Annotated in this window: 15 protein-coding genes; 4 read left to right on the top strand and 11 right to left on the bottom strand. The window is 62.2% G+C overall.

The features are described from left to right. Positions 1-49: 49 nt before the first annotated feature. From IC235_RS08415 to IC235_RS08455, 9 genes are all read right to left on the bottom strand, one after another. Positions 50-796, bottom strand: a complete 747-nt coding sequence (locus tag IC235_RS08415) for a sulfite exporter TauE/SafE family protein (RefSeq protein ID WP_191004729.1) — start codon at positions 794-796, stop codon at positions 50-52. Between the two features lie 49 nt (positions 797-845). Further along, complete coding sequence (locus IC235_RS08420; protein ID WP_191004730.1) at positions 846-1,307, bottom strand: FixH family protein; 462 nt, start codon at positions 1,305-1,307, stop codon at positions 846-848. Positions 1,308-1,435: 128 nt separating this feature from the next. After that, positions 1,436-2,845 carry a cytochrome c oxidase accessory protein CcoG gene (gene ccoG, locus IC235_RS08425; protein WP_191004731.1) on the bottom strand — a complete coding sequence of 470 codons (1,410 nt, stop codon included), beginning with the start codon at positions 2,843-2,845 and terminating at the stop codon, positions 1,436-1,438. 147 nt (positions 2,846-2,992) lie between these two features. Next, positions 2,993-3,874: a cbb3-type cytochrome c oxidase N-terminal domain-containing protein gene (locus IC235_RS08430; protein WP_191004732.1), complete on the bottom strand. Its 882-nt coding sequence runs from the start codon at positions 3,872-3,874 to the stop codon at positions 2,993-2,995. Further along, positions 3,871-4,209, bottom strand: a complete 339-nt coding sequence (locus IC235_RS08435; RefSeq protein WP_191004733.1) for a hypothetical protein — start codon at positions 4,207-4,209, stop codon at positions 3,871-3,873. Before IC235_RS08435 ends, IC235_RS08430 begins: the two co-directional genes overlap by 4 nt. Further along, a complete protein-coding gene (locus IC235_RS08440; RefSeq protein ID WP_191004734.1) occupies positions 4,203-4,406 on the bottom strand; it encodes a hypothetical protein in 204 nt (67 codons plus the stop codon). The genes IC235_RS08435 and IC235_RS08440 overlap by 7 nt, the downstream gene beginning before the upstream one ends. A 77-nt stretch (positions 4,407-4,483) precedes the next feature. Then, positions 4,484-6,694 carry a cytochrome-c oxidase, cbb3-type subunit I gene (ccoN, locus tag IC235_RS08445; RefSeq protein ID WP_191004735.1) on the bottom strand — a complete coding sequence of 737 codons (2,211 nt, stop codon included), beginning with the start codon at positions 6,692-6,694 and terminating at the stop codon, positions 4,484-4,486. A gap of 123 nt (positions 6,695-6,817) precedes the next feature. Further along, on the bottom strand, positions 6,818-6,973 hold the full coding sequence (gene ccoS / locus IC235_RS08450) for a cbb3-type cytochrome oxidase assembly protein CcoS (RefSeq protein WP_191004736.1): 156 nt from the start codon (positions 6,971-6,973) through the stop codon (positions 6,818-6,820). Between the two features lie 11 nt (positions 6,974-6,984). Continuing rightward, a complete protein-coding gene (locus IC235_RS08455) occupies positions 6,985-9,453 on the bottom strand; it encodes a heavy metal translocating P-type ATPase (RefSeq protein ID WP_191004737.1) in 2,469 nt (822 codons plus the stop codon). A 368-nt stretch (positions 9,454-9,821) separates the two neighbouring features. Between IC235_RS08455 and IC235_RS08460 the strand changes: the two genes are divergently transcribed. After that, positions 9,822-11,231, top strand: coding sequence for a T9SS type A sorting domain-containing protein (locus tag IC235_RS08460; RefSeq protein ID WP_191004738.1), 1,410 nt, complete (start codon positions 9,822-9,824; stop codon positions 11,229-11,231). A gap of 426 nt (positions 11,232-11,657) precedes the next feature. Here the strand turns inward: IC235_RS08460 and IC235_RS08465 are convergent, their stop codons facing one another. Continuing rightward, the gene (locus tag IC235_RS08465) at positions 11,658-11,975 is read right to left on the bottom strand and encodes a thioredoxin (RefSeq protein WP_191004739.1); all 318 of its coding nucleotides are present in this window, start codon (positions 11,973-11,975) and stop codon (positions 11,658-11,660) included. A 184-nt stretch (positions 11,976-12,159) separates the two neighbouring features. Between IC235_RS08465 and IC235_RS08470 the strand changes: the two genes are divergently transcribed. The 3 genes from IC235_RS08470 to IC235_RS08480 all read left to right on the top strand — a co-directional run bounded on the left by IC235_RS08470 (position 12,160) and on the right by IC235_RS08480 (position 16,490). Then, a complete protein-coding gene (locus tag IC235_RS08470; protein ID WP_191004740.1) occupies positions 12,160-13,773 on the top strand; it encodes a sensor histidine kinase in 1,614 nt (537 codons plus the stop codon). Further along, positions 13,751-14,809, top strand: coding sequence for a response regulator (locus IC235_RS08475; protein ID WP_191004741.1), 1,059 nt, complete (start codon positions 13,751-13,753; stop codon positions 14,807-14,809). The genes IC235_RS08470 and IC235_RS08475 overlap by 23 nt, the downstream gene beginning before the upstream one ends. A 751-nt stretch (positions 14,810-15,560) precedes the next feature. After that, positions 15,561-16,490, top strand: coding sequence for a hypothetical protein (locus tag IC235_RS08480; protein WP_191004742.1), 930 nt, complete (start codon positions 15,561-15,563; stop codon positions 16,488-16,490). A gap of 251 nt (positions 16,491-16,741) precedes the next feature. On the opposite strand, the gene IC235_RS08485 is transcribed toward IC235_RS08480, so the two are convergent. Further along, positions 16,742-19,816 (bottom strand): leucine--tRNA ligase, encoded by a 3,075-nt coding sequence (locus IC235_RS08485; protein WP_191004743.1) that lies wholly within the window; start codon positions 19,814-19,816, stop codon positions 16,742-16,744. Positions 19,817-20,056 lie beyond the last annotated feature (240 nt).

Here is a 20,056-nt window from a genome sequence, read left to right on the forward strand (position 1 = left end):
TAGGAGGCGGAAAAAAGTTGATGAGCAAGCTGCTAGAATATGGATAGGCTTATTCGGCCGGAGTCTCGACCGGCCCCTGACAGTAGTGCACCGAGGCAGGCTGGGGCTGCCCAGCCGGGGCCGTGGTAACACTGCCCATTTGGGGGCTTAGGTAGGGGATGCCCAGCCCCAGTCCGCGCACGATGAACAAGCCCGCCAGCACGGCTGCCAGCACCGGCACGGCCCGGCGTAGCCGCCCGCGCCACCCCAGAGGCACCAACTGCCCGGTCAGGGATAAGGCCAGCATCAGGGGCACGGTGCCCAGGCCAAAAAAGGCCATGTAGCCCGCCGCCCCGGCTACGCCCGGCGCACTCAGCGCTCCCGCCAGGGCCACGTAAACCAACCCGCAGGGCAGCAGGCCATTCAGCACCCCGGTGGCGTACAGGGCGCCCAGCGAAGGATGCCGGTAGAAATACCCCAGCCGGCTTCTCACCTGGGCCAGCACGACGTCTAAACCCAGTGAAGCCGCACCGCGGGACTGCCAGCGTTTTGGCGTCACGACCAGCCCTAGAATCAGGGCGCCCGATAGCAGCGACAAGCCCTGCTGCCAGCCGGCCACTCGCAGACCCTGGCCCAGGAGGCCCGCGGTCGCTCCCAGCAGGCTATAAGTCGTAACCCGCCCAAGGTTGTAGAGCACCCGCCCGGCCCCGTACCGGCCCCGGGAGCTGCTGCCCGGCAAGGCCAGGGCAATGGCGCCGCACATGCCCACGCAGTGGAAGCTGCCCAGCACCCCAAATAAGAAGCCCGCCCAAAGCATGATGATAGTGTTAATAGTCAGCTGTTTATTCCTTGTTGGCGAGGCTGGTTCAGATGGTCAGTTCTTGCTCGATGAAATATTGCTGGCGGCCTGCGGTGAAATCCAGCCGCAGCCGCCAGTGCCCGGGCCGCAGCCGGCTCGTGTTCAGGTGCTGCCGGGCCGAATCGCCGGTGGGCTCGAAGGGCAGCTTAAAATCCAGCCTCTGGTCGGAAGGTCGGAAGAAGTGCAGCGTGCCGTGCACTGCCTGCGCGGCCAGGCTGGGTGGTAGCTGCAGCGTAAGGCGTCGCGCCCCGGGCTGGTAGCTTACCCGCACCGGGGCGGGCAGGGCGGCCGTCCGGGCCACTGACTCCAGGCGCTGCTGGAAGGCCAGCTCCTGCTGGTAATAGTCGACGCTGACCAGGTCCACGCTGGTGCGCATGGCCTGCTGCACCATATAGCCGATGTAGCCGGCGAACAGCACGAAAGTGGCGATAATGGCGGCGGGCCACAGGTTGCGGCGAGTGGTTGTCATGAGAATAGAAGTAGCGCGGACTTTGTAAGTCCGCGTATGGCGGCCATAGAAGTTGAAGTAGCGCGGACTTTGTAAGTCCGCGTATAGCGGGCATGAGAATTGAAGCAGCACGAACCACAGCGGCCGCGCTACCGGATGGGGCCGAGGAACTTGGTTTTCGTTTCGGTGATGAGCTGGTTGCCGCTGAACACGCCAATGCGGATTTTCTGGTTGGTGGTATGCAGTGCCGACTTGGGTAGCTCCGCGAAAAACACCCCTTCGGTCATGCCCTGGGCCGGCAGCTGCAGCCCCTCATTCCCCACCAGCGCGATGGTGCCCCCGGCGGGTTCCAACACCCGCAGCGTAATGGGATAGGGGCGGTTGGTTTTGTTGATGATGGACACGTTGTAGAGGTTGGTAATCGTGCCGCGGGTGGTTTTCTGGAACAGCTGGCCGGGGGTGCGCAGCACGGTGGCCTGCACGTTGGAGCGCGACGCCAGCAGGAAAATCAGCCCGGCTACCAGCACCCCCAGCACCCCCGACAGGACCTTTACCCGCCCGTTGAGGCGGAAGCGGGTACCCTCGGCGATGTTGTGCTCGGAAGCGTGCCGAATCAGGCCGGGGGGCTTGTTCAGCAGGTGCATGATGTTGTTGCAGACGTCGATGCAGGCGGTGCAGTTCACGCATTCCAGCTGCTGGGCGCCGTTGCGGATGTCAATGCCCGTGGGGCACACCTGCACGCACTGCTGGCAGTCGATGCAGTCGCCGGCGGTGCGCGCCTGGTTCCGGCGCATCTTTTCGCGGGGCTCCCCGCGCTGATAGTCGTAGGCCACCGCCAGGCTGTCCTGGTCGAGCAGCACGCCCTGCAGGCGGCCATACGGGCAGGCAATGGTGCAGACCTGCTCCCGGAACCGCGCAAACACGGCGTAGAACAGTCCCGTGAACCCCACTATTGAAACCAGGCCGCCCAAGTGCTGCCGGGGTGGGTCGGTCACTATCCTCCCCAGCTCATCGGTGCCGATGATGTAAGCCAGAAAGGTGTTGGCAATGAGAAAGGAGATAAGCAGGAACAGCGCGTGCTTCGTAGCCTTGCGGCCGAGCTTGTTCCAGCTTAGCGCCGCGCGGTCCAGGGCTTTCTGCTGGGGCGCGTCACCCTCCAGCCAGTACTCCAGGCGGCGGAACACCATTTCCAGGAAGATGGTCTGCGGGCAGACCCAGCCGCAGAACACCCGACCGTAGACGATGGTAAACACGATGATGAACACCGCAAACGTCAGTGCGCCCACCAGCAGAATGAAGAAGTCCTGGGGCCAGAAAATCTGGCCGAAGATGATAAACTTCCGCGCCGGCAGGTTGAGCAGGAGCAGGGGCAAGTCGTTGCAGCGCAGCCAGGGGCCCGCGAACAGCAGCGCCAGCAGCCCCCCGCTGAGCCACTGGCGGGCCCGGTAGAGGGGGCCGTGGGGCTTTCTGGGGTACAGCCACACGCGCTTGCCCGCGGCATCCACCGTTGACAGGTGGGTGCGGAAGTCGTCGCTGGGTTGGTACTTGATGGCGGCCATTGGATAAGGGGCGCGGCCTTCGCAGCCCGCCCGGGAACAGTTAGCTGATGTGTGGTCTGTGGTCGCGGCCTAGGGAATTTTAGCGCAACCAATGCTGCTCAAATAGGCTTGTAGTGTGGTCTATGGCTGTGGCCTGCGGAGTCCGCCCTACTGAGCGGCGACCGGCTTGCTGTCGGCCGCTTCCTTCTCACCCTGCGGCTCTTTGGCATTGGCTGGCTTCGTACCCTGCAGGGATTTGATGTAGGAAGCTAGCTGCAGGATCTGCTTGCCGGCGAGCTTGCTCTTCCAGGCCACCATGCCCTTGCTGGCCACGCCGAACTTGATGGTTTTATACACCTGGTTGATTTCGCCGCCGTGCAGCCAGTAGTCATCGGTCAGGTTGGGGCCCACTTTGCCTTCGGCGTTGGCGCCGTGGCACGGTGCGCAGTTGGTCACGAACAGGGCCTTGCCAGCGCTTAAATCGGCCGGTGCCGAGAGGGCGGCGTACGTGGTGAGCCGGTTGGGGTCGTCGGGGCCGGCCGATACAAGCCGGGCGGCCTGTCGCATCTCAGTTTCGTACTCCGCCAGTTGCAGCTGCCCGGACCGGGCCACGTGGTAGTAGCCCACGTAGACCAAGGCAAACACAATGGTGAGGTAGAAGCCGTACTTCCACCACGGCGGCAGGTCGTTGTCGTACTCGGTGATGCCGTCGTAGTCGTGGCCCATCAGCTCGTCGCGGTACTCGCCGGTTACCAGGCGGGCGTCGCCCACGAGCAGGCCCAGGGCCCGGCCGCTCCAGGTGTCGTGCACCGTGGGCAGGGCATATACCTTGCGCAGCACGAGCCTCAGGTTGAGGAGCAGGGCCATAAATAGCACCAGAAACACGAGCAGCACCAGTCCCAGCGTACTCAGCCCAAACCAGAACAGCTTCTCGGTTCCGGGGCCGGCGGGCTGGGTCCGCGCCACCACCTCCGCCGCCTGGCCCAAGGCCGGGCGGGCGGCCAGCAGCCCTACGCCGGCCGCGCCCAGAAAGTAACGGAAGGCCCTCATGCGGCAATGGCTTCGGGGGTGGCAGCCGCCGCGAAGGCGGGCGTAGGAGTGGGAGCCGGGGCGTGGGCGGGCGTGGGCTCAGTCGGAGCTACCGGTCCCGCGACCGGAGCAGGCGTCTGCTCGGCCGCGGCGGCCGAGTATTGGCGCTGCGCGGCGGCCGTGGCCGTCGCCCCGTTGATGAGGGCCATCAGCAGCACCACGCCGGCCACCCACCACGTCACCCAGCTTAGCACGTCGGTGGCTTGAGGACCGGCCGGGGTAGTCGATTGGGCAGAGGCCAGGAAAGTGGAAAACAAACCGGCAGCTGTGAGCAGAAAAAAGCGGGTGGTTAGCATAGTACGTCGTGGTTTAGTTGGTGTTGGAGAGTTTCTTCGTCGGAGGCCAGGGGCAGCTGGCTCATGGTGTGCAGGTGCTGGCGGTTGGCCACCACCACGTAGCCCAGCAGGCCCAGGAAAAAGAGAAAGAAGATGCCGAAGGAGATAAGCGGGTATATCTCGATACCGGTGATGGATTGCAGAACTTGCTTGTACATGAAGGCAGTGCGGACGTGGTAGTCCGCGATTTGGTGATTTGTTGGAATGCCCGGATTCGCGGATTGCTACGCCCGCGCTATTGCGCCGCGGCGGCCACTTGCTCGGGCTTCACTTTGATGTCGGTGCCCAGGCGCTGCAGGTAGGCAATGAGGGCCACGATTTCCCGGTCCGACATCACCTCGATTTCTTCCTTCTTCAGGTCGCGGGCGATGCCCTCGGCCTGGCGCTTGGCGTCGGCCACGGCCCGTTGGTCGTACCCGGCCGGGTAGGGGGTGCCCAGCCGCTGCAGCACCCTGATTTTGCTGGGCAGGGTCGAGTAATCAAGCTGATTCTCGAACAGCCAGGGGTAGGGCGGCATAATGGAGCCGGGCGACATGCTGGTGGGGTCGAGCATGTGGTTGTAGTGCCAGGAGTGGGGGTACTTGCCGCCCACCCGGTGTAGGTCCGGCCCGGTGCGCTTGCTGCCCCAGAGGAAAGGCCGGTCGTACACGAATTCGCCGGCCTTGCTGTACTCGCCGTAGCGCTCGGTTTCCGAGCGGAAGGGGCGCACCATCTGGGTGTGGCAGTTCGAGCAGCCTTCCCGGATGTAGAGGTCGCGGCCCTGCAGCTCCAGCGAGGTGTACGGCTTCACGGCGGCGATGGTGGGCACGTTGGACTTCACCAGGAAGGTCGGAATCATCTCCACGGCCCCGCCGATGAGGATGGCTACCGTGGCGCCAATGGCCAGCTGCAGGGGGCGGCGCTCCAGCCAGCGGTGCCAGTGCCCGCCGGAGTGCTCCTCAGTCAGCTCGGCCGGCGCCAGGGCCGGGGCGTGGGCCTTTTCCTCGGCCAGCAGGGTGCCGGCCCGGGCGGTTTTCACCAGGTTGTACACCATCAGGAACACGCCACTCAGGTAGAGCACCCCGCCAATGCCGCGCAGGTAGTACATGGGCACGAGCTGCAGCACGGTTTCGAGGAAGTTGGGGTACTGCAGCATGCCCTCGCCGTTGAACTGCTTCCACATCAACCCCTGGGTGAAGCCGGCCCAGTACATGGGCAGGGCGTAGAACAGGATGCCGATGGTGCCAACCATAAAGTGCGCGTTGGCCAGCTTTTTCGAATACAGCTCGGTGCGGTAGAGGCGCGGCCACAGCCAGTAGAGCATGGCGAACGTGAGGAAGCCGTTCCAGCCCAGGGCGCCCACGTGCACGTGCGCCACAATCCAGTCGGTGAAGTGGGCAATGGCGTTTACGTTCTTCAGCGAGAGCATCGGCCCTTCGAAGGTGGCCATGCCATAGGCCGTGACGGCCACCACCAGGAACTTGAGCACCGGCTCCTCGCGCACCTTGTCCCAGGCGCCGCGCAGCGTCAGCAGGCCGTTAATCATGCCGCCCCAGCTCGGCGCGATCAGCATCACGGAGAAGGCCACCCCCAGGCTCTGGGCCCAGTCGGGCAGGGCGGTGTAGAGCAGGTGGTGCGGCCCGGCCCAGATGTAAATGAAAATCAGCGACCAGAAGTGAACGATGCTCAGGCGGTAGGAGTACACCGGCCGGCCCGCGGCTTTGGGCAGGAAGTAGTACATCAGGCCCAGGTAGGGGGTGGTGAGGAAGAACGCCACGGCGTTGTGGCCGTACCACCACTGCACCAGCGCATCCTGCACCCCGGCGTAGGCCGAGTAGCTTTTCATCCAGCTCACCGGCACTTCGGCCGAGTTGACCAGGTGCAGCACGGCCACCGTCAGGAACGTGGCGATGTAAAACCAAATGCCCACGTACAGGTGCCGCTCGCGCCGCCGGGCGATGGTGCCGAACATGTTCCAGCCGAAGGCCACCCACATGAGGGTGATGGCAATGTCGATGGGCCACTCCAGCTCGGCGTACTCCTTACTGGTGGTGTAGCCCAGGGGCAGGGAAATCAGGGCGCTGAGGATGATGAGCTGCCAGCCCCAGAAGTGAATTCTGCTGAGCTTCCGGGAGTACATCGCCGCCTTGCACAGGCGCTGCAGCGAGTAGTACACGCCCATAAAGATGCCGTTGCCGACGAAGGCGAAAATCACTGCGTTGGTGTGCAGCGGCCGGATGCGCCCGAAGGTGGTGGCAGCAGTGTGCAGGTTGGCCTCGGGCTGCGCCAACTGAAAGGCGGCCAGGATGCCCACCAGCATACCCGCGATGCCCCAGAACACGGTAGCGATGCCGAAGTCGCGGACAATCTTGTTATCGTAGAAAAACTCGTCGATGGCCGCACTGAGCCGGGGCTCAGCCAGCGGCGGTTTGGGAGCGGCCAGGGGCGAGAGAGGAGCGACTTGCATGGGAGATGAAGTGGATGTTTTATTACTCCAAAGGTCCTCCAGCCCTCATTCCGGCAGTATGACGTACGTCAAGTCCGCGCTTGATTGATGTCAATACCGGTAGCGCGAACGGGGTGGCTCACGCTACGGGTGGTGAGGTTCTTCCTCATCAAAGAGCATGCGCACCGAGGGCGTGTACTCGTCGTCGTACTGCCCGCTGCGCACGGCCCAGAGGAAGGCGCCCAGAAAGGTGAGGGCAACCAGCAGGCTGATGCCAATCAGCAGAAACAGGATGGTCATAGTAGTCAGGGTTAAAGCTGGTGGCGGCGGGCGGCCCAGCGCACGAGCAGGGTAGCTACCACCATCACGCTCAGCGAGCTGATGGGCATGAGAATGGCCGACGCAATCGGTGTGAAGCGGCCCTGCACGGCCAGCGCCAGCCCCAGGCCGTTGTAGCAGAAAGACAGCCCGAAGGTGACCAGCACCGCGCGCAGGCAGGCTCGCGAAAAGCCCAGGAACGTTGCCAGGCGGCCAAACTCACGGGCGTCGAGGATGGCGTCGCAGGCGGGGGAGAAGTTGGTGAGTTGGTCGGTGAGCGCGATGCCGGCGTCGGCGGCGCGCAGGGCGCCGGCGTCGTTGAGGCCGTCGCCGACCATCACCACGGTGCGGCCCCGGGCCCGCTCGGCGGCGATGTAAGCCAGCTTGTCGCTGGGCGACTGCCGGAAGCGCAGCTCCGCATCCTCGCCGAACAAGCCCCGCAGGCGCTGCTGCTCCGCGTCGGTATCGCCCGAAAGCACCGCCAGCCGATACCGCCGGCCCAGCGCACCCAGCACCGAGGCCAGGCCCGGGCGGTACACGTTGCGAAACGTGAAGTAGCCGGCCGGTTCACCATCCAGCGCAAGGTACACGCGCGTCTCCGGGGCCTCAGGGGTGGGGGAATGCGGATTCCGTGGGCCAGGTGTTTCTGGTGCTGGCTCGTGGCTTATGGAGTTCGCGCTACTGCCCGCGAAGCTGGCCGCTCCCAGCCGTATGGTGCGGCGGTCGGCCGTTACGGCGCTGATTCCCTGCCCGGCAATTTCGTGGCAGCTGGTCAATTCAACTGGCTCCGCGGCGAACTCCCGGGCCAGGCGCTGGCTGAGCGGGTGTGTCGACTGCGCCGCCACGGTGGACAGCAGCATCTGCTCCGATGCCGTGAGCGGGCGGCCCTGGTATTCCACTGCCGCCTGGCTGGTATCCGTCAGCGTACCGGTTTTGTCGAACACCAGGGTGTCGGCGCGGCCCAGCGTTTCGATTACGGCGGAGTTTTTCAGGTAAAGCTGATGGCGGCCCAGTATCCGTAGCGCCGCGCCCAGGGCGAAGGGCGTCGCCAACGACAGGGCGCAGGGACAGGCAATGACCAGCACCGAGGTGAAGGCCCGCCACATCATGGCCGTATCGCGGTGGCCCCAGTAGACCAGCGTGCCGGCAGCCAGCAGCAGCGTGAGAGCCACGAAGTAGCGGCCCACGCGGTTGGCGTAGCTTTCCAGCGTGTGGTGGCCTTCCTCCTTGGCGAAGGCGGGGTTGTTCCAGAGCTGGGTGAGGTAGCCTTGGCTGACTTCCCGAACCACTTCCAGCTCTATAGCCTCGCCCAACTGCCGGCCGCCGGCATACAGCAGCTCGCCGGCCGCGCGGGCTACCGGCGTGCTCTCGCCCGACACGAAGGAGTAGTCGATCTGGCCCGCCCCGCGCAATAGCACGGCATCAGCCGGCACCACTTCCTGGTGCCGCACCCGGATGCGGTGGCCCACTTTCAGCTCTTTTACCGAAATGGACTGCTCGCCGGCGGGGCCGAGGCGCGTCACGGCCACGGGGAAGTAGGAGGTAAAGTCGCGGTCGAAGCGCAGGGCGTCGTAGCTGTGCTGCTGCACCCACTTGCCAATCAGCATGAAAAACACCAGGCCCGTAAACGAGTCGAAATAGCCCGGTCCGCTACCAGTTAGTACTGCAAAAGTGCTGACGGCAAACAGCGAAGCCAGTCCCAGGCTGATGGGAAAGTCGAGGTTGACGTAGCGCTGGCGCAGGCCCTGCCAAGCGGTGCGGAAAAAGCCGCGGGCGCTGAACAACAGCACCGGCAGCGCCAGGGCCAGGCTCAGGTAGCCGAAAAAGCGCCCAAAGCCCACCTGCAGCTCCTCTACGAAGGAGAAGTACTCGGGCAAAGCCAGCAGCATCACGTTGCCAAAGGCAAAGGCCGCCAGGCCCAGCTGGTAGTAGAGCGTGCGCTCCGCCCGGTGGGGCTGCGCCCCCAGCTCGGCCAGGGTTATCTGTGGCTCGTAACCCACGGCGGTCAGCAGCTGCACGACGCCTTTGAGGCTGGTTTCGGCCGTGAGGTAGGTGATGGTGATCTCCTTGCGCAGAAACTGCACCCGCGCCTCTACGATGCCCGGGTTCAGCCGGGAAAGGTTTTCCAGCAGCCAGATGCAGGAGGTGCAGTGCATTTGGGGCACCTGCAGCGTGAGGCAGGCCCGCTCCGACGAGCGGAAGGCCAGCAGCTGCGCCTGCACCGCTTCGGCGTCGAGGTAGTCGAAGCGGCCGGGCAGCTCTACTTCCCGCACCTTCAGGCCCGGCTTGTCGTCGAGGCGGTAGTAGGTGCAAAGGTTGTTGGCATCCAGCAACTCGTACACGGTGCGGCAGCCCGCGCAGCAAAAGGGCTGGTCGGCCAGGAGCAGGGGCTGGGGCGGGCAGTCGTCGCCACAATGGGCACAGGCCTGGTGGGTAGCGGGTGGGTCGAGTACGGCAGACACGAGCAGGCTTGGTTAAATGCAACGGCAAAGCTCCGCTCCGGCCCCGGCCAAAACGATGACGAGCATCAAGACCAGGCTTGATTGATGTTAGGGGCCGGGGCTACGGACGCCAGGCTGCAGGCGCCGAATCATTGGCACCGTTTTTGGAAATTGCCTGCTGCCCACTCATCGGTTTATTTTCTGATCTGAGTATATAGTTTGGGCAACAGGCTCTCAACCTCCTCACCCAAGCCCGTACTGGGTTCGTACTGACGCAAATCCGTGTTTCGTCGGTGGCAGCTACTTGTCCAGTCGGATAGTAGCACTCCTTAGAAACAGCAATAGAAGTACCTTTTTTTCTCTCACTCCCAATACAACAACTGTCACTCATGAAGCAAACCTTACTTAGTCTCTTTGCCCTGCTCGCGCTGAGCCTGCCGGGCCAGAGCCAATCCTTCACTCAGCAAGCCTCCAATCTGGGAGCAAGCGATAGAGTTTTGGATATCCAGGCCATCGATGCCAATACGGCCTGGGGGCTGGCCGGGCCGCCGGCTGCTTCTGGCACCTACCTGCGGACGACAAACGGCGGCGCTACCTGGCAACGGGGCTCGCTGATTCCGGCTGGTTTAACCGGTTATAGCGCGGCGGACCTGTTCGCGCTGAACGCGACGACCGCTTTCGCGGTGCTCAACCGCAGCAGTGCGGCCGGTGGGGGCGCCGTTATTGTTCGTACCACGAATGGGGGCACCACTTGGACGCCGGTCACCACGCCAGGATCGGCGGCTCTGGCCGGCACTCAGTTCGGCGCGCCCGACGGCTTTGCCAACAGTATCCACTTTTTCGATGCGCAGAACGGGGTCTGCATGGGCGACCCCAACATTACGCCTGCTAGTGCCGAGCGTTTCTTTGAGGTGTATACTACCTCTAACGGGGGCACAACCTGGAACCGCGTCCCCAGGAGTGCTGGTTTGAGTGCCAATAATCCAGAAACAGGAATATCTCGTTCTTATTGCGCGGTGGGAAATACTATCTGGTTTACGACGTATGCTAAGGCAATTAGTAGCTCACCAGGACGGGTATTCAAATCCACGGACCGTGGTCTTACCTGGACTAGCTATGACACGAATATCCCGTTTAGTATTGGCCCTATCACCGGTATCGCTTTCGCCAATACGAACAACGGAGTAGCCTATACTAACGGTGGCACCCTGAATCTTAGCTCCGATGGTGGTGCCACGTGGCGCGATCAGACGCCCAGAACTCCCTTCCGCAGTTCGGATGTGCGGGCCATTCCCGGCGGAAATACCCTCGTAGCCGTTGGTCCGAGTCGAGACGTAACGAGTGCTAGTAATAGTGGGGCGTCCATTAGCCGCGACTACGGGGCTACTTGGCTGACGCTCGAAACTGGAAAAGATTATTCGGTCGTGAGCTTCGTGTCCGGAACGGTGGGTTGGGCCGCTGGTACTCCGGCGGCGGCTGGTGGCTCTGACATCGGCAAATACACGGCTGTCAGCATCCTCGCCAGCCGCAACGCGGCGCTGCAGAAGAGCTTGGTCGTGTATCCCAACCCCAGCGCCACCGGCATCTTCACGGTGCAGCTGGCCCCGGGCCTGAAATCGGGCGCCACGGTGCGAGTGCTCGACGTCGTAGGTCGGCAAGTCGTGAAGCAGGAGCTGGATGCCGCGGCCCTGGCCGCCAAGTCCACGACCATCGACCTGAGCAAGGAGAAGGCCGGGGTCTACCTGCTGGAGCTGCGCACCGATGCGGGCGTAGCCCAGCAGCGGCTGGTGGTGGAGTAAGCCGCCATTCTCCGCAATATAAAAGGAGGGCCTTATCCCGCGGGATAAGGCCCTCCTTTTATATTGCGGAGCACCTGCAGGCTGCGCCTGCGCCGCTTCGGAGTCGAGGAACGGCGCAGCAAAGGAGCTGGCCAGCCAGGAGCAGGAGGTGGGCCGGGCAGCCGTCGCCACAGTGGGCACAGGCTCGGCGGGTAGCGGGTGGGTCGAGTATGGCAGGCACGGGTAAACGTAGTTAAACGCAGCAGCAAAGCTCCGCCCCGGTCCCAGCCAACACGATGGCAAGTATCAAGACCGGACTTGATTGATGTTAGGGAGGACCTTTGTAGTTGTAACGCCCTGTAGCGTGGACTCTGCGAGTCCGCGCGAACCCACCCGCCCAACCCACGTGCGGACTCGCAGAGTCCACACTACTCCTGCGCTTCGGTGCTAGGCCCGTTGGGCAGCTTCCAGCAGGGTGTTCACGTCGGCTTCGTCGGGCAGGCCCTGTTGCCGCCACAGCTCCACGCCCTGCCGCACCAGCACGCAGGCGGGTAGCTCAGGCGAGTCGAAGCTCTGCACCACGGCCGGGTGGGTAGCCTCATCAATTTTAAGCACCCGGACGGCCGAGCCCAGCCGTCCCTGCAGGGCGCGGAGTGCCGCCTGGGCCGGCTGGCGGAGCGCTGCTTGGTCCGCGGGCACCCGCGGCAGGAGCACCAGCAGTACCGCCGCGGCGGGCAACGCGGATGGGGGCGGAGTAAGAGACATCAGCGGAGAAGTTAGATTGACAGGGTAAAATTACTTTTCCACCCCAGGGCCTTCCATGAGGCTTCTCAAGCACTGGCTTGATATTCGTCATGCGCGGGACCCGCTTATTTTGCGGAACTTTGGCCGACTGCCGCCGCTTCCTGAAGCGTTGCTGGCGCCGTGCGGCTGCCCCAAAGCCTTCGATATGCCCAAATCCCCGTTTGCGCTTGCCCTCACCGACATTCTCCTCAACCAGGCCCCCGACTTTGTGGGCGTGTACGATGCCACGCGGCGCTGGTTTACGCAGGTGAATCCGGCTGGGGTACGGCTGTTGGGCTACTCGAGCGAGCAAGCGCTGCTGGCCGACCCCCACCGGGAGCTGCGCACGCCCGCGTTTTCGGCCGCTGACTGGGCGGCTCTGTGCGAGCAGGTTCGCCGCGACGGCCATCAGGGAGCGGAAGCCGACATTGAGCGGCCCGGCGGCAGCCGCTTTCCGGCCCGCATCGAGCTGACTTACTTTGAAGAGGAGCAGGCGCCCTTCTTCCTGGTTCGCATTACCGAGCAGAACCGCCTGCGGCAGGTGGAGCAGGAGCTGGCCCAGAGCGTGCGCCGCTTCGAGGCCGTGTTTGCCAACGCTACCATCGGCATTCTGGTGTGCAACCGTAGTGGGGCCATTATTTCGGCCAACCGCCTGGCTCACCAGCAGTTCGGCTACGCCGAAGGCGAGCTGACCAAGCTGAAAATAGAGGCCCTGGTGCCCGACGCCGCCGGCCGGCGCCACGAGCAGCTGCGCGAGTCCTTCAACGCCCGCCCCTCGGTGCGGGCCATGGGCGCGCACAGCGGCGACCTAGAGGCCCTGCGCCAGGACGGCTCGGTGTTTCCGGTCGAAGTCAGCCTGAGCTATTTCTACCTCGATGAGGAGCTGTTCGTGGTGTCCTACATCCTCGACATCACCTATAAAAAGAATGCCCAGCGGGCCCTGATCTCCGAGCGGCAGCGGGTGGAGCGGCTCAACGCCGAGCTGGAGCAAAAGGTGGCTGACCGCACTCACGCCCTGCTCAGCACCCTCGAGCAGCTGGAGCAGCGCAAGGACGAGCTGGCCAAAGCTCTGGCCGCCGAGCAGGAACTGGGTGAGTTGAAGTCGCGCTTCGTGAGCATGGCTTCGCACGAGTTTCGCACCCCCCTCACGGCCGTCCTCACCTCGGCCTCGCTGATTGAGAAGTACCCCGCCACCGAGCAGCAGGACAAGCGCCTGCGCCACCTGGAGCGGATCCGGCAGTCGGTGAACCATCTCAACGACATCCTGGAGGAGTTTCTTTCGGTGGGGCGCATCGAGGAAGGTAAGGTGGAGGCCCGTCCGGCCCGGCTCGACCTGGCGGCCCTGCTGCACGACACCGTGGCCGACGTGCAGGGCCTGCGCAAGCCCGGCCAGGAAATCGAGCAGGATGTGTGCTGCCCCGAAGACCCCTGGCTGGACCCCTCGCTGCTGCGCAAAATCCTCGTCAACCTGCTCTCCAATGCCCTGAAGTATTCGGGCGAAAACTCGGTGGTGCGCCTGCGGGCAGGGTGCGCCAGTGGCCAGTTCACGCTCACGGTGCAGGACCAGGGCGTGGGCATTTCCGAGGAAGACCAGGCCCGGCTGTTCGAGCGATTTTTCCGGGCCCGCAACGTCACCAACGTGCCCGGCACCGGCCTGGGCCTCTACATCATTGCCAAGTACTTAGAACTGATGAACGGCACCATCGCCCTGCACAGCACGCTCGGCGAGGGCACCACCGTCACCATTGCCATTCCGTATGAAAACCATTCTGCTGATTGAGGACAACGACTTCATCCGCGAAAACACGGCCGAAATTCTGGAGCTGGCCGGCTACGCGGTCGTTACCGCGGAGGACGGCAAGGTCGGCATCGAAAAAGCGCTCGCCACCAAGCCCGACCTGGTAGTGTGCGACATCATGATGCCCGTGCTCGACGGCTACGGGGTGCTGCACATCTTCAACCAAAACCCCCAGCTGGCGGGCGTGCCCTTCATCTTCCTCACCGCCAAAACCGAGCGCACCGACCTGCGCCGCGGCATGGCGCTGGGCGCCGACGACTACCTCACCAAGCCGTTTGACAGCTCGGAGCTGCTCAGCGCCATTGCCGGCCGCCTGGCCCGCTTCCAGCACCTCAAGCTCGAGTACGACCTGCGGGCCGGAGGGCTGAGTGAGTTCTTGCACGACGCCCAGCAAGTGGGCAACCTCACGACGCTCTCCGCCGACCGCAAGCCCCATGCCGTGCCGCGCAAGCAGATTGTATATGCCGAGGGCGACGAAGCCATCCGGCTGTACTTCGTGCAGGCGGGCCGCATCAAAACCACCAAGAACACCACCGGCGGCAAGGAGCTTATTACGGGCCTGCACCAGGCCGGGGAGTTCTTCGGCTACAAGGCCCTGCTGGAAGGCACCCCTCACCACGATACCGCCGTGGCCGTGGAAGATAGCGTGCTGCTCTACATCCCGGCCGCCGACTTTACCCAACTGCTGCTGCGCAACCCCGAGGTGAGCCAGCAGTTTGTGCGCCTGTTGGCCGGGCAGGTACGCGAGCAGGAAGAGCTGCTGCTCGATATGGCTTACAACTCCCTGCGCAAGCGCGTAGCCGATGCCCTGCTGCGGCTGCACGAGCAGCAACGCGCCCTCAACCCCGCGGACCCGCTCATTCAGCTTTCCCGCGACGACTTGGCGGCCCTCATCGGTACGGCCCCGGAATCGCTGAGTCGGACGCTGAGCGAATTCCGCCAGGACGGGCTGCTGGAGGTGACGAACAAGTTTATTCGGGTGCTACAGCCCGATAAGCTGCGCCGAGCCAACTGGTAGTGCCATTCTAGCCCGGGTAGGCTGCCGTCGACTACGCAAAAAGGTGGCAAATCTATTCGCAGGATTATGATCTGCGACGAAAAGTTAGCTTAAACAGCTTTCAAGTACCCGTACGATAATCGATCCCTATTGTCTTTAAAATCAAATCTGAGCGAGGTGATTTATTGGCTCTATCTATATTTGTTGATCATTATTATTGCATAGTCAATAGCTGTTGTTAAGCGGGACGCCTCGGCCAGCAACGTTCGGTGCTGAACGCATCAAGGTCGCTCTTTCTATTCTTCTTCACCACTGTGCCCGCTGAGCGCAAAGGTTGCCCTATGCGGCGGCTGGTGACGGTCTTAACTTTCCCTCATTCTTCCATCCTTTTCTACCACGCATGAAAACAAGACGCGTACCCTTCGCCCGCGCCTGGCGCCTATGGCTGACCTCGCTACTACTGCTGACGTCGCAGCTTAGCGGGGCCCAAACGGCACCTCGCCAACCAGCCCACTTGAGGGCTGCCCACGCAAGTCCTCCTTCCCAAGCTGCTAGGCGCAACGCGTCGGCCACCACGACCACCCCCGCCTTCCGACAAGACGCGCTCTTTACGAACCCCTCTTTCGAAGCTACTTTCATAGACGAAGAAGATGGCAATGTCATTGGTTGGGAGCGTCCTGGATGCGGGAGACAGTTTGATTTAATGCCGGCTGTATTCTGGGAATATTATTACAGTACCCTCGCGCCGACGGACGGAAACAATTTTATTGGCTTGACCAGTACCGACGGAAGTGCTCCTATTGCCACCCAGCGCTTACGCGATACGCTCAAAGCGGGCGTCACCTATACGTTCGTAGTTGATGTAGCCTATGGCCTCGACTTTTATAAAAATTCTTTTTATCCAGGTATTCCATTTACTCAAATGCCTATCACCCTACAGGTTTGGGGAGCCAGCCCGCAAGGGGTAATCTGCGTTGACTACCGCGACCCAATTGCCAGTACCTTATTGTGGAGCAAGCTCATCCCGATGGCCCGTACCCGCTGGCAAACGGATACGGTGACCTTCACGCCCACGGCCGATATGACGACTTTGTTCTTTGAAGCTACTGGTACGGTTCCTCCCAGGTATGGTCCTGGCGGGGTCGCGATACCAAGCTACACAACAGGTTCGGTGCTGCTTGATAATCTGCACACGATACCGAGCCTGGCGCTGCAGCGAGCCGACGGCACGGCCCAGGCCGCGGGCAAGGCGTTTCGCCTACTCTGGCAACCCGTGCTAGACGTTGGTGGGCTCGACAGCCTGGCCCGGCCTCAGCTGCGGGGCACGGTAACCACCTTCCGGGGCGGGCGCGTGCCGCTGCCTACTATCCTGCAGGTAAGCGACGCCAAGGGCTTTTACTTCTTCCAGGAAGCCACCCCCGCCGAGCCGGACACACTGTACTACGGTCTGTACGTGCGCAACAGGCCCCTAGCTAACGGAGCCAAGGACGACACGCTGCGCCACCTCTACCAGTGCCGCCAAACCTTCGGCTCGCAGGCTGGCCTGCTAGGGGGCTCGCTTAAGCCGCTCACCCTCGGCAGCCCGCCCGCAGCCGCAGCCCAACGAGCTACTGCTGCCCCGGCGGTCGCTCCCGCCCCCCGGCGGCGCCCGGCCCTTCCCACCGGGCAACAGGTGGCCGTGCCCACCCCGCGGCCGCGTTAGAGCTGTTTCCTAGTCCGTGTACCCGACGTCTGGCTCCCCTCTCCTATGGCTTCGCGCCTCCAACGAACCGGGGGTGGGGATGAGTTTTCCCGACTGGCCCGCCCCGCTCGCGCTAAAGGATGCTGACGACACTGATCAGGTGGAAAATTAACCGATAGGTCGCGCCAGACGCCGCCGTTTTCAAGGACGTAAAAACTGAAAAAGCCGGCTGCGGATGCAGCCGACTTTTTCGCATTAACTATCTACAACGGCTACACCACTACGTTCACCATCCGGCCCGGCACCACGATTACCTTTTTGGCCGATTTGCCTTCACCAAACCGCGAGAGGAAATCTGAACTCAGCACCGCGGCTTCAATTTCGGCGGCGGTGGCAGTGGCGGCGAACTGCAGCTGCTCGCGCACTTTGCCATTTATCGCAATGGGGTACACCACCGTATCCTCTACCAAATATTCCTCACGGAACTCGGGGTAGCGCGCCGTGCTGATGCTGCCGGCCTCGTGGCCCAGCTCCTGCCACAGCTCCTCGGCTAAGTGGGGCGCATAGGGGGAGAGCAGGATGGTGAGCGGCTCCAGGATAGCGCGCTTGTGGCAATGGAGGGCCGTGAGCTCGTTCACGGTAATCATGAACACGCTGACGGAGGTGTTGAAGCTGAACTTGTCGATGTCTTCCTGCACCTTTTTGATGGCCTTGTGCAACGCCTTCAACTCGGCGGGGTTGGCCGGCTCGTCGGTTACTGCCAGGGGGCCGTCTTCGGGGTGGAAAAGCCGCCAGAACTTCTTGAGGAAGCCGCCCACGCCGCTGATGCCGTTGGTATTCCAGGGCTTGTACTGTTCCAGCGGACCCAGGAACATTTCGTAGAGCCGCAGGGCGTCGGCGCCGTATTTGCCAATTAAAACGTCGGGGTTAACGACGTTGAATTTAGACTTCGACATTTTCTCAACTTCCCAGCCGCAAACGTAAGTACCGTTCTCCTCTAAAATGAATTCTGCGTTAGAATTTTCAGGCCGCCAATTTTTAAATTTTGAAAGATCTAATACATCATTATCTGTAAAACTTACATCTACGGGTAAGGCAGAAAATGCTGCATAAAAATCCTTGCCCAAATCGTGAACTAAGAGATTCAAATCAAGTTCAGGATACTTATCTCTTGCGCGACTAATAATTCCATTTACTTGCTTTATGTACTCCTGAAATTTGGGTTCATCAGTCCTTCCTCTCAGGTCTTCGGATAAATAATCATGAAACGATTTTGATACATAAATTGCGGGCAAATGAAATTCCTCATCTGGCTTATTTGTACGCCATTGGTGCCATAACCGATAAACGAAATTCGACCGACCCAAAATCATCCCCTGGTTAATCAGTTTCTGGAACGGCTCGTTTCCACTGACCAGCCCCAAATCCTTCAAAAACAAATACCAGAAACGGGCATACAATAAGTGGCCCGTGGCGTGCTCGGCGCCGCCCATGTAGAGGTCCACGGTGCCCCAGTACTTTTCGGCTTCCTCGCCCACGAAGCGGGCTTCGTTGGTGGGGTCCATATAGCGGAGGTAGTACCAGGAGGAGCCCGCCCAGCCGGGCATGGTGCTCAGCTCGTAGGGGTATTGGCCGCGGTAGAGCCAGTTTTGGGCGCGGCCCAGGGGCGGCTCGCCGGTTTCGGTGGGCTTGTACTCGTCGATTTCAGGCAGCACCAGGGGCAGGTCGCTTTCGGCGATGCCGTAGGCGGTACCGTCCTTATAGTAAATCGGAATGGGCTCGCCCCAGTAGCGCTGGCGGCCGAAAATGGCGTCGCGCAGGCGGAAATTGACTTTGCCGCGGCCCAGCCCTTTTTCTTCGAGAAAACCTATAAGCTTGGCGGTGGCCTCCTGGTAGGTGAGGCCGTTGATGAGTTCAGAGTTGATGTAGCGCCCTTCCTTGGTGGGGTCGGCTTGCTGGTCGAGGTCTTTTTGAGCGTCGGTGACGGCAATGATGGGCAGGCCGAAGTGGGTGGCAAACACCCAGTCGCGCTGGTCGCCGCTGGGCACGGCCATCACGGCGCCGGTGCCGTAGCCGGCCAGCACGTAGTCGGCCAGCCAGATGGGCACGGGCTCGTTGTTCACCGGGTTCAGGGCGTAAGCGCCGGTGAACACGCCCGACACGGTTTTGGTATCGGCCATGCGGTCGCGCTCGGAGCGGCGCTTGGTAGCGGCGATGTACTCATCAACGGCGGCGCGCTGCTCGGGCGTGGTTAGGGTGTCGACTAGCTCGTGCTCGGGCGCCAGCACCAGAAACGTGGCCCCGTAAATCGTATCAACGCGGGTAGTATAAACCTTGATGCTTGATTGCTGGTGCTTGGTGCTTGGTGCTTGGTGCTTAGTTGTTGGTTGTTGGTTGTTGGTTGTTGGTGCTTCGGAGTCGGAGGATTCAGTCGCGCCATTTTTAATTTTTAATTCTTCATTTTTAATTAAAAACTCCACCTCGGCTCCGATGCTCTTGCCAATCCAGTTGCGCTGCATCTCTTTCACCGCGTCGGGCCAGTCGAGGGTGTCGAGGCCCTGGAGGAGGCGGTCGGCGTAGGCGGTGATGCGCAGGTTCCACTGGGGCATGAGGCGGCGCTCGACGGGGTAGCCGCCGCGCTCGCTCAGGCCGTCTTTTACCTCGTCGTTGCTGAGCACGGTGCCCAGGCCGGCGCACCAGTTCACGTAGGTATCCTGCTGGTAGGCCAAGCGGTAGGGGTGCACGGCGGCCAGCTTCTGGTGTTCGGTAAAGAGCTGCCACTGGCCGGCGGTAAACACCTGGCGCTCGTCGGCGTCGCCGGCGGCGCGGATGCCCTCGCTGCCGCTGGCGGCGAAGCGGGCGGTGAGCTCCGTCAGCGGCTCGGCCCGGTTAGTGTCGAGGTTGTACCAGGAGTTGAACAGCTTGAGGAAAATCCACTGCGTCCACTGGTAGTAGCTGGCGTCGGAAGTACGGATTTCGCGGTCCCAATCGTAGCTGAAGCCCAGGCTGCTGAGCTGCTGGACGTAGGTTTCGATGTTCTTTTCGGTGGTTAGGGCCGGGTGCTGACCGGTTTGGATGGCGTACTGCTCGGCGGGCAGGCCGAAGGAGTCGAAACCCATGGGATGCAGCACGTTAAAGCCCTGCAGGCGCTTGTAGCGCGTCACGATATCGGAGGCAATGTAGCCCAGGGGGTGGCCCACGTGCAGGCCCGCCCCGGAGGGGTAGGGGAACATGTCGAGCACGTAGTATTTAGGCTTATCGGAGTGGTTATGGGCCTGGAAGGTGCGGTACTGTTTCCAGTGGGCCTGCCACTTCTTTTCAATTTCTTCGGGGCGGTATGCGGGCATCTTGCGCGGAGTTTATTCCCGGCAAAGGTATAGCCTGGCTTTTTGCCCTGTTTCCGGAAATGGCTGCGTTCCGGCCGAAGGCGTAGCTTTGCGACACTGTGCGGGCCTATGGCTAAATTCCTGATTCGAATTTTCTCCCGCCAACCACGGGTTTCGAAAGTGGGTGATTTGTTTCGCTCCCTAATCTTGAAGAACCATGGGAAACAAACCAAACAGCGGCGATGATTACATAGTAATCGT

The sequence above is a fragment of the Hymenobacter montanus genome (assembly GCF_014699115.1).
In the GTDB taxonomy this organism is placed as follows: Bacteria; Bacteroidota; Bacteroidia; order Cytophagales; family Hymenobacteraceae; genus Hymenobacter; species Hymenobacter montanus.

What these genes read in the sequence shown, in the direction of transcription:
- IC235_RS08415 (WP_191004729.1), bottom strand. Translation starts at nt 796, where the DNA reads ATGCTTTGGGCGGGCTTCTTATTTGGGGTGCTGGGCAGCTTCCACTGC.
- IC235_RS08420 (WP_191004730.1), bottom strand. Translation starts at nt 1,307, where the DNA reads ATGACAACCACTCGCCGCAACCTGTGGCCCGCCGCCATTATCGCCACT.
- ccoG (WP_191004731.1), bottom strand. Translation starts at nt 2,845, where the DNA reads ATGGCCGCCATCAAGTACCAACCCAGCGACGACTTCCGCACCCACCTG.
- IC235_RS08430 (WP_191004732.1), bottom strand. Translation starts at nt 3,874, where the DNA reads ATGAGGGCCTTCCGTTACTTTCTGGGCGCGGCCGGCGTAGGGCTGCTG.
- IC235_RS08435 (WP_191004733.1), bottom strand. Translation starts at nt 4,209, where the DNA reads ATGCTAACCACCCGCTTTTTTCTGCTCACAGCTGCCGGTTTGTTTTCC.
- IC235_RS08440 (WP_191004734.1), bottom strand. Translation starts at nt 4,406, where the DNA reads ATGTACAAGCAAGTTCTGCAATCCATCACCGGTATCGAGATATACCCG.
- ccoN (WP_191004735.1), bottom strand. Translation starts at nt 6,694, where the DNA reads ATGCAAGTCGCTCCTCTCTCGCCCCTGGCCGCTCCCAAACCGCCGCTG.
- ccoS (WP_191004736.1), bottom strand. Translation starts at nt 6,973, where the DNA reads ATGACCATCCTGTTTCTGCTGATTGGCATCAGCCTGCTGGTTGCCCTC.
- IC235_RS08460 (WP_191004738.1), top strand. Translation starts at nt 9,822, where the DNA reads ATGAAGCAAACCTTACTTAGTCTCTTTGCCCTGCTCGCGCTGAGCCTG.
- IC235_RS08465 (WP_191004739.1), bottom strand. Translation starts at nt 11,975, where the DNA reads ATGTCTCTTACTCCGCCCCCATCCGCGTTGCCCGCCGCGGCGGTACTG.
- IC235_RS08470 (WP_191004740.1), top strand. Translation starts at nt 12,160, where the DNA reads ATGCCCAAATCCCCGTTTGCGCTTGCCCTCACCGACATTCTCCTCAAC.
- IC235_RS08475 (WP_191004741.1), top strand. Translation starts at nt 13,751, where the DNA reads ATGAAAACCATTCTGCTGATTGAGGACAACGACTTCATCCGCGAAAAC.
- IC235_RS08485 (WP_191004743.1), bottom strand. Translation starts at nt 19,816, where the DNA reads ATGCCCGCATACCGCCCCGAAGAAATTGAAAAGAAGTGGCAGGCCCAC.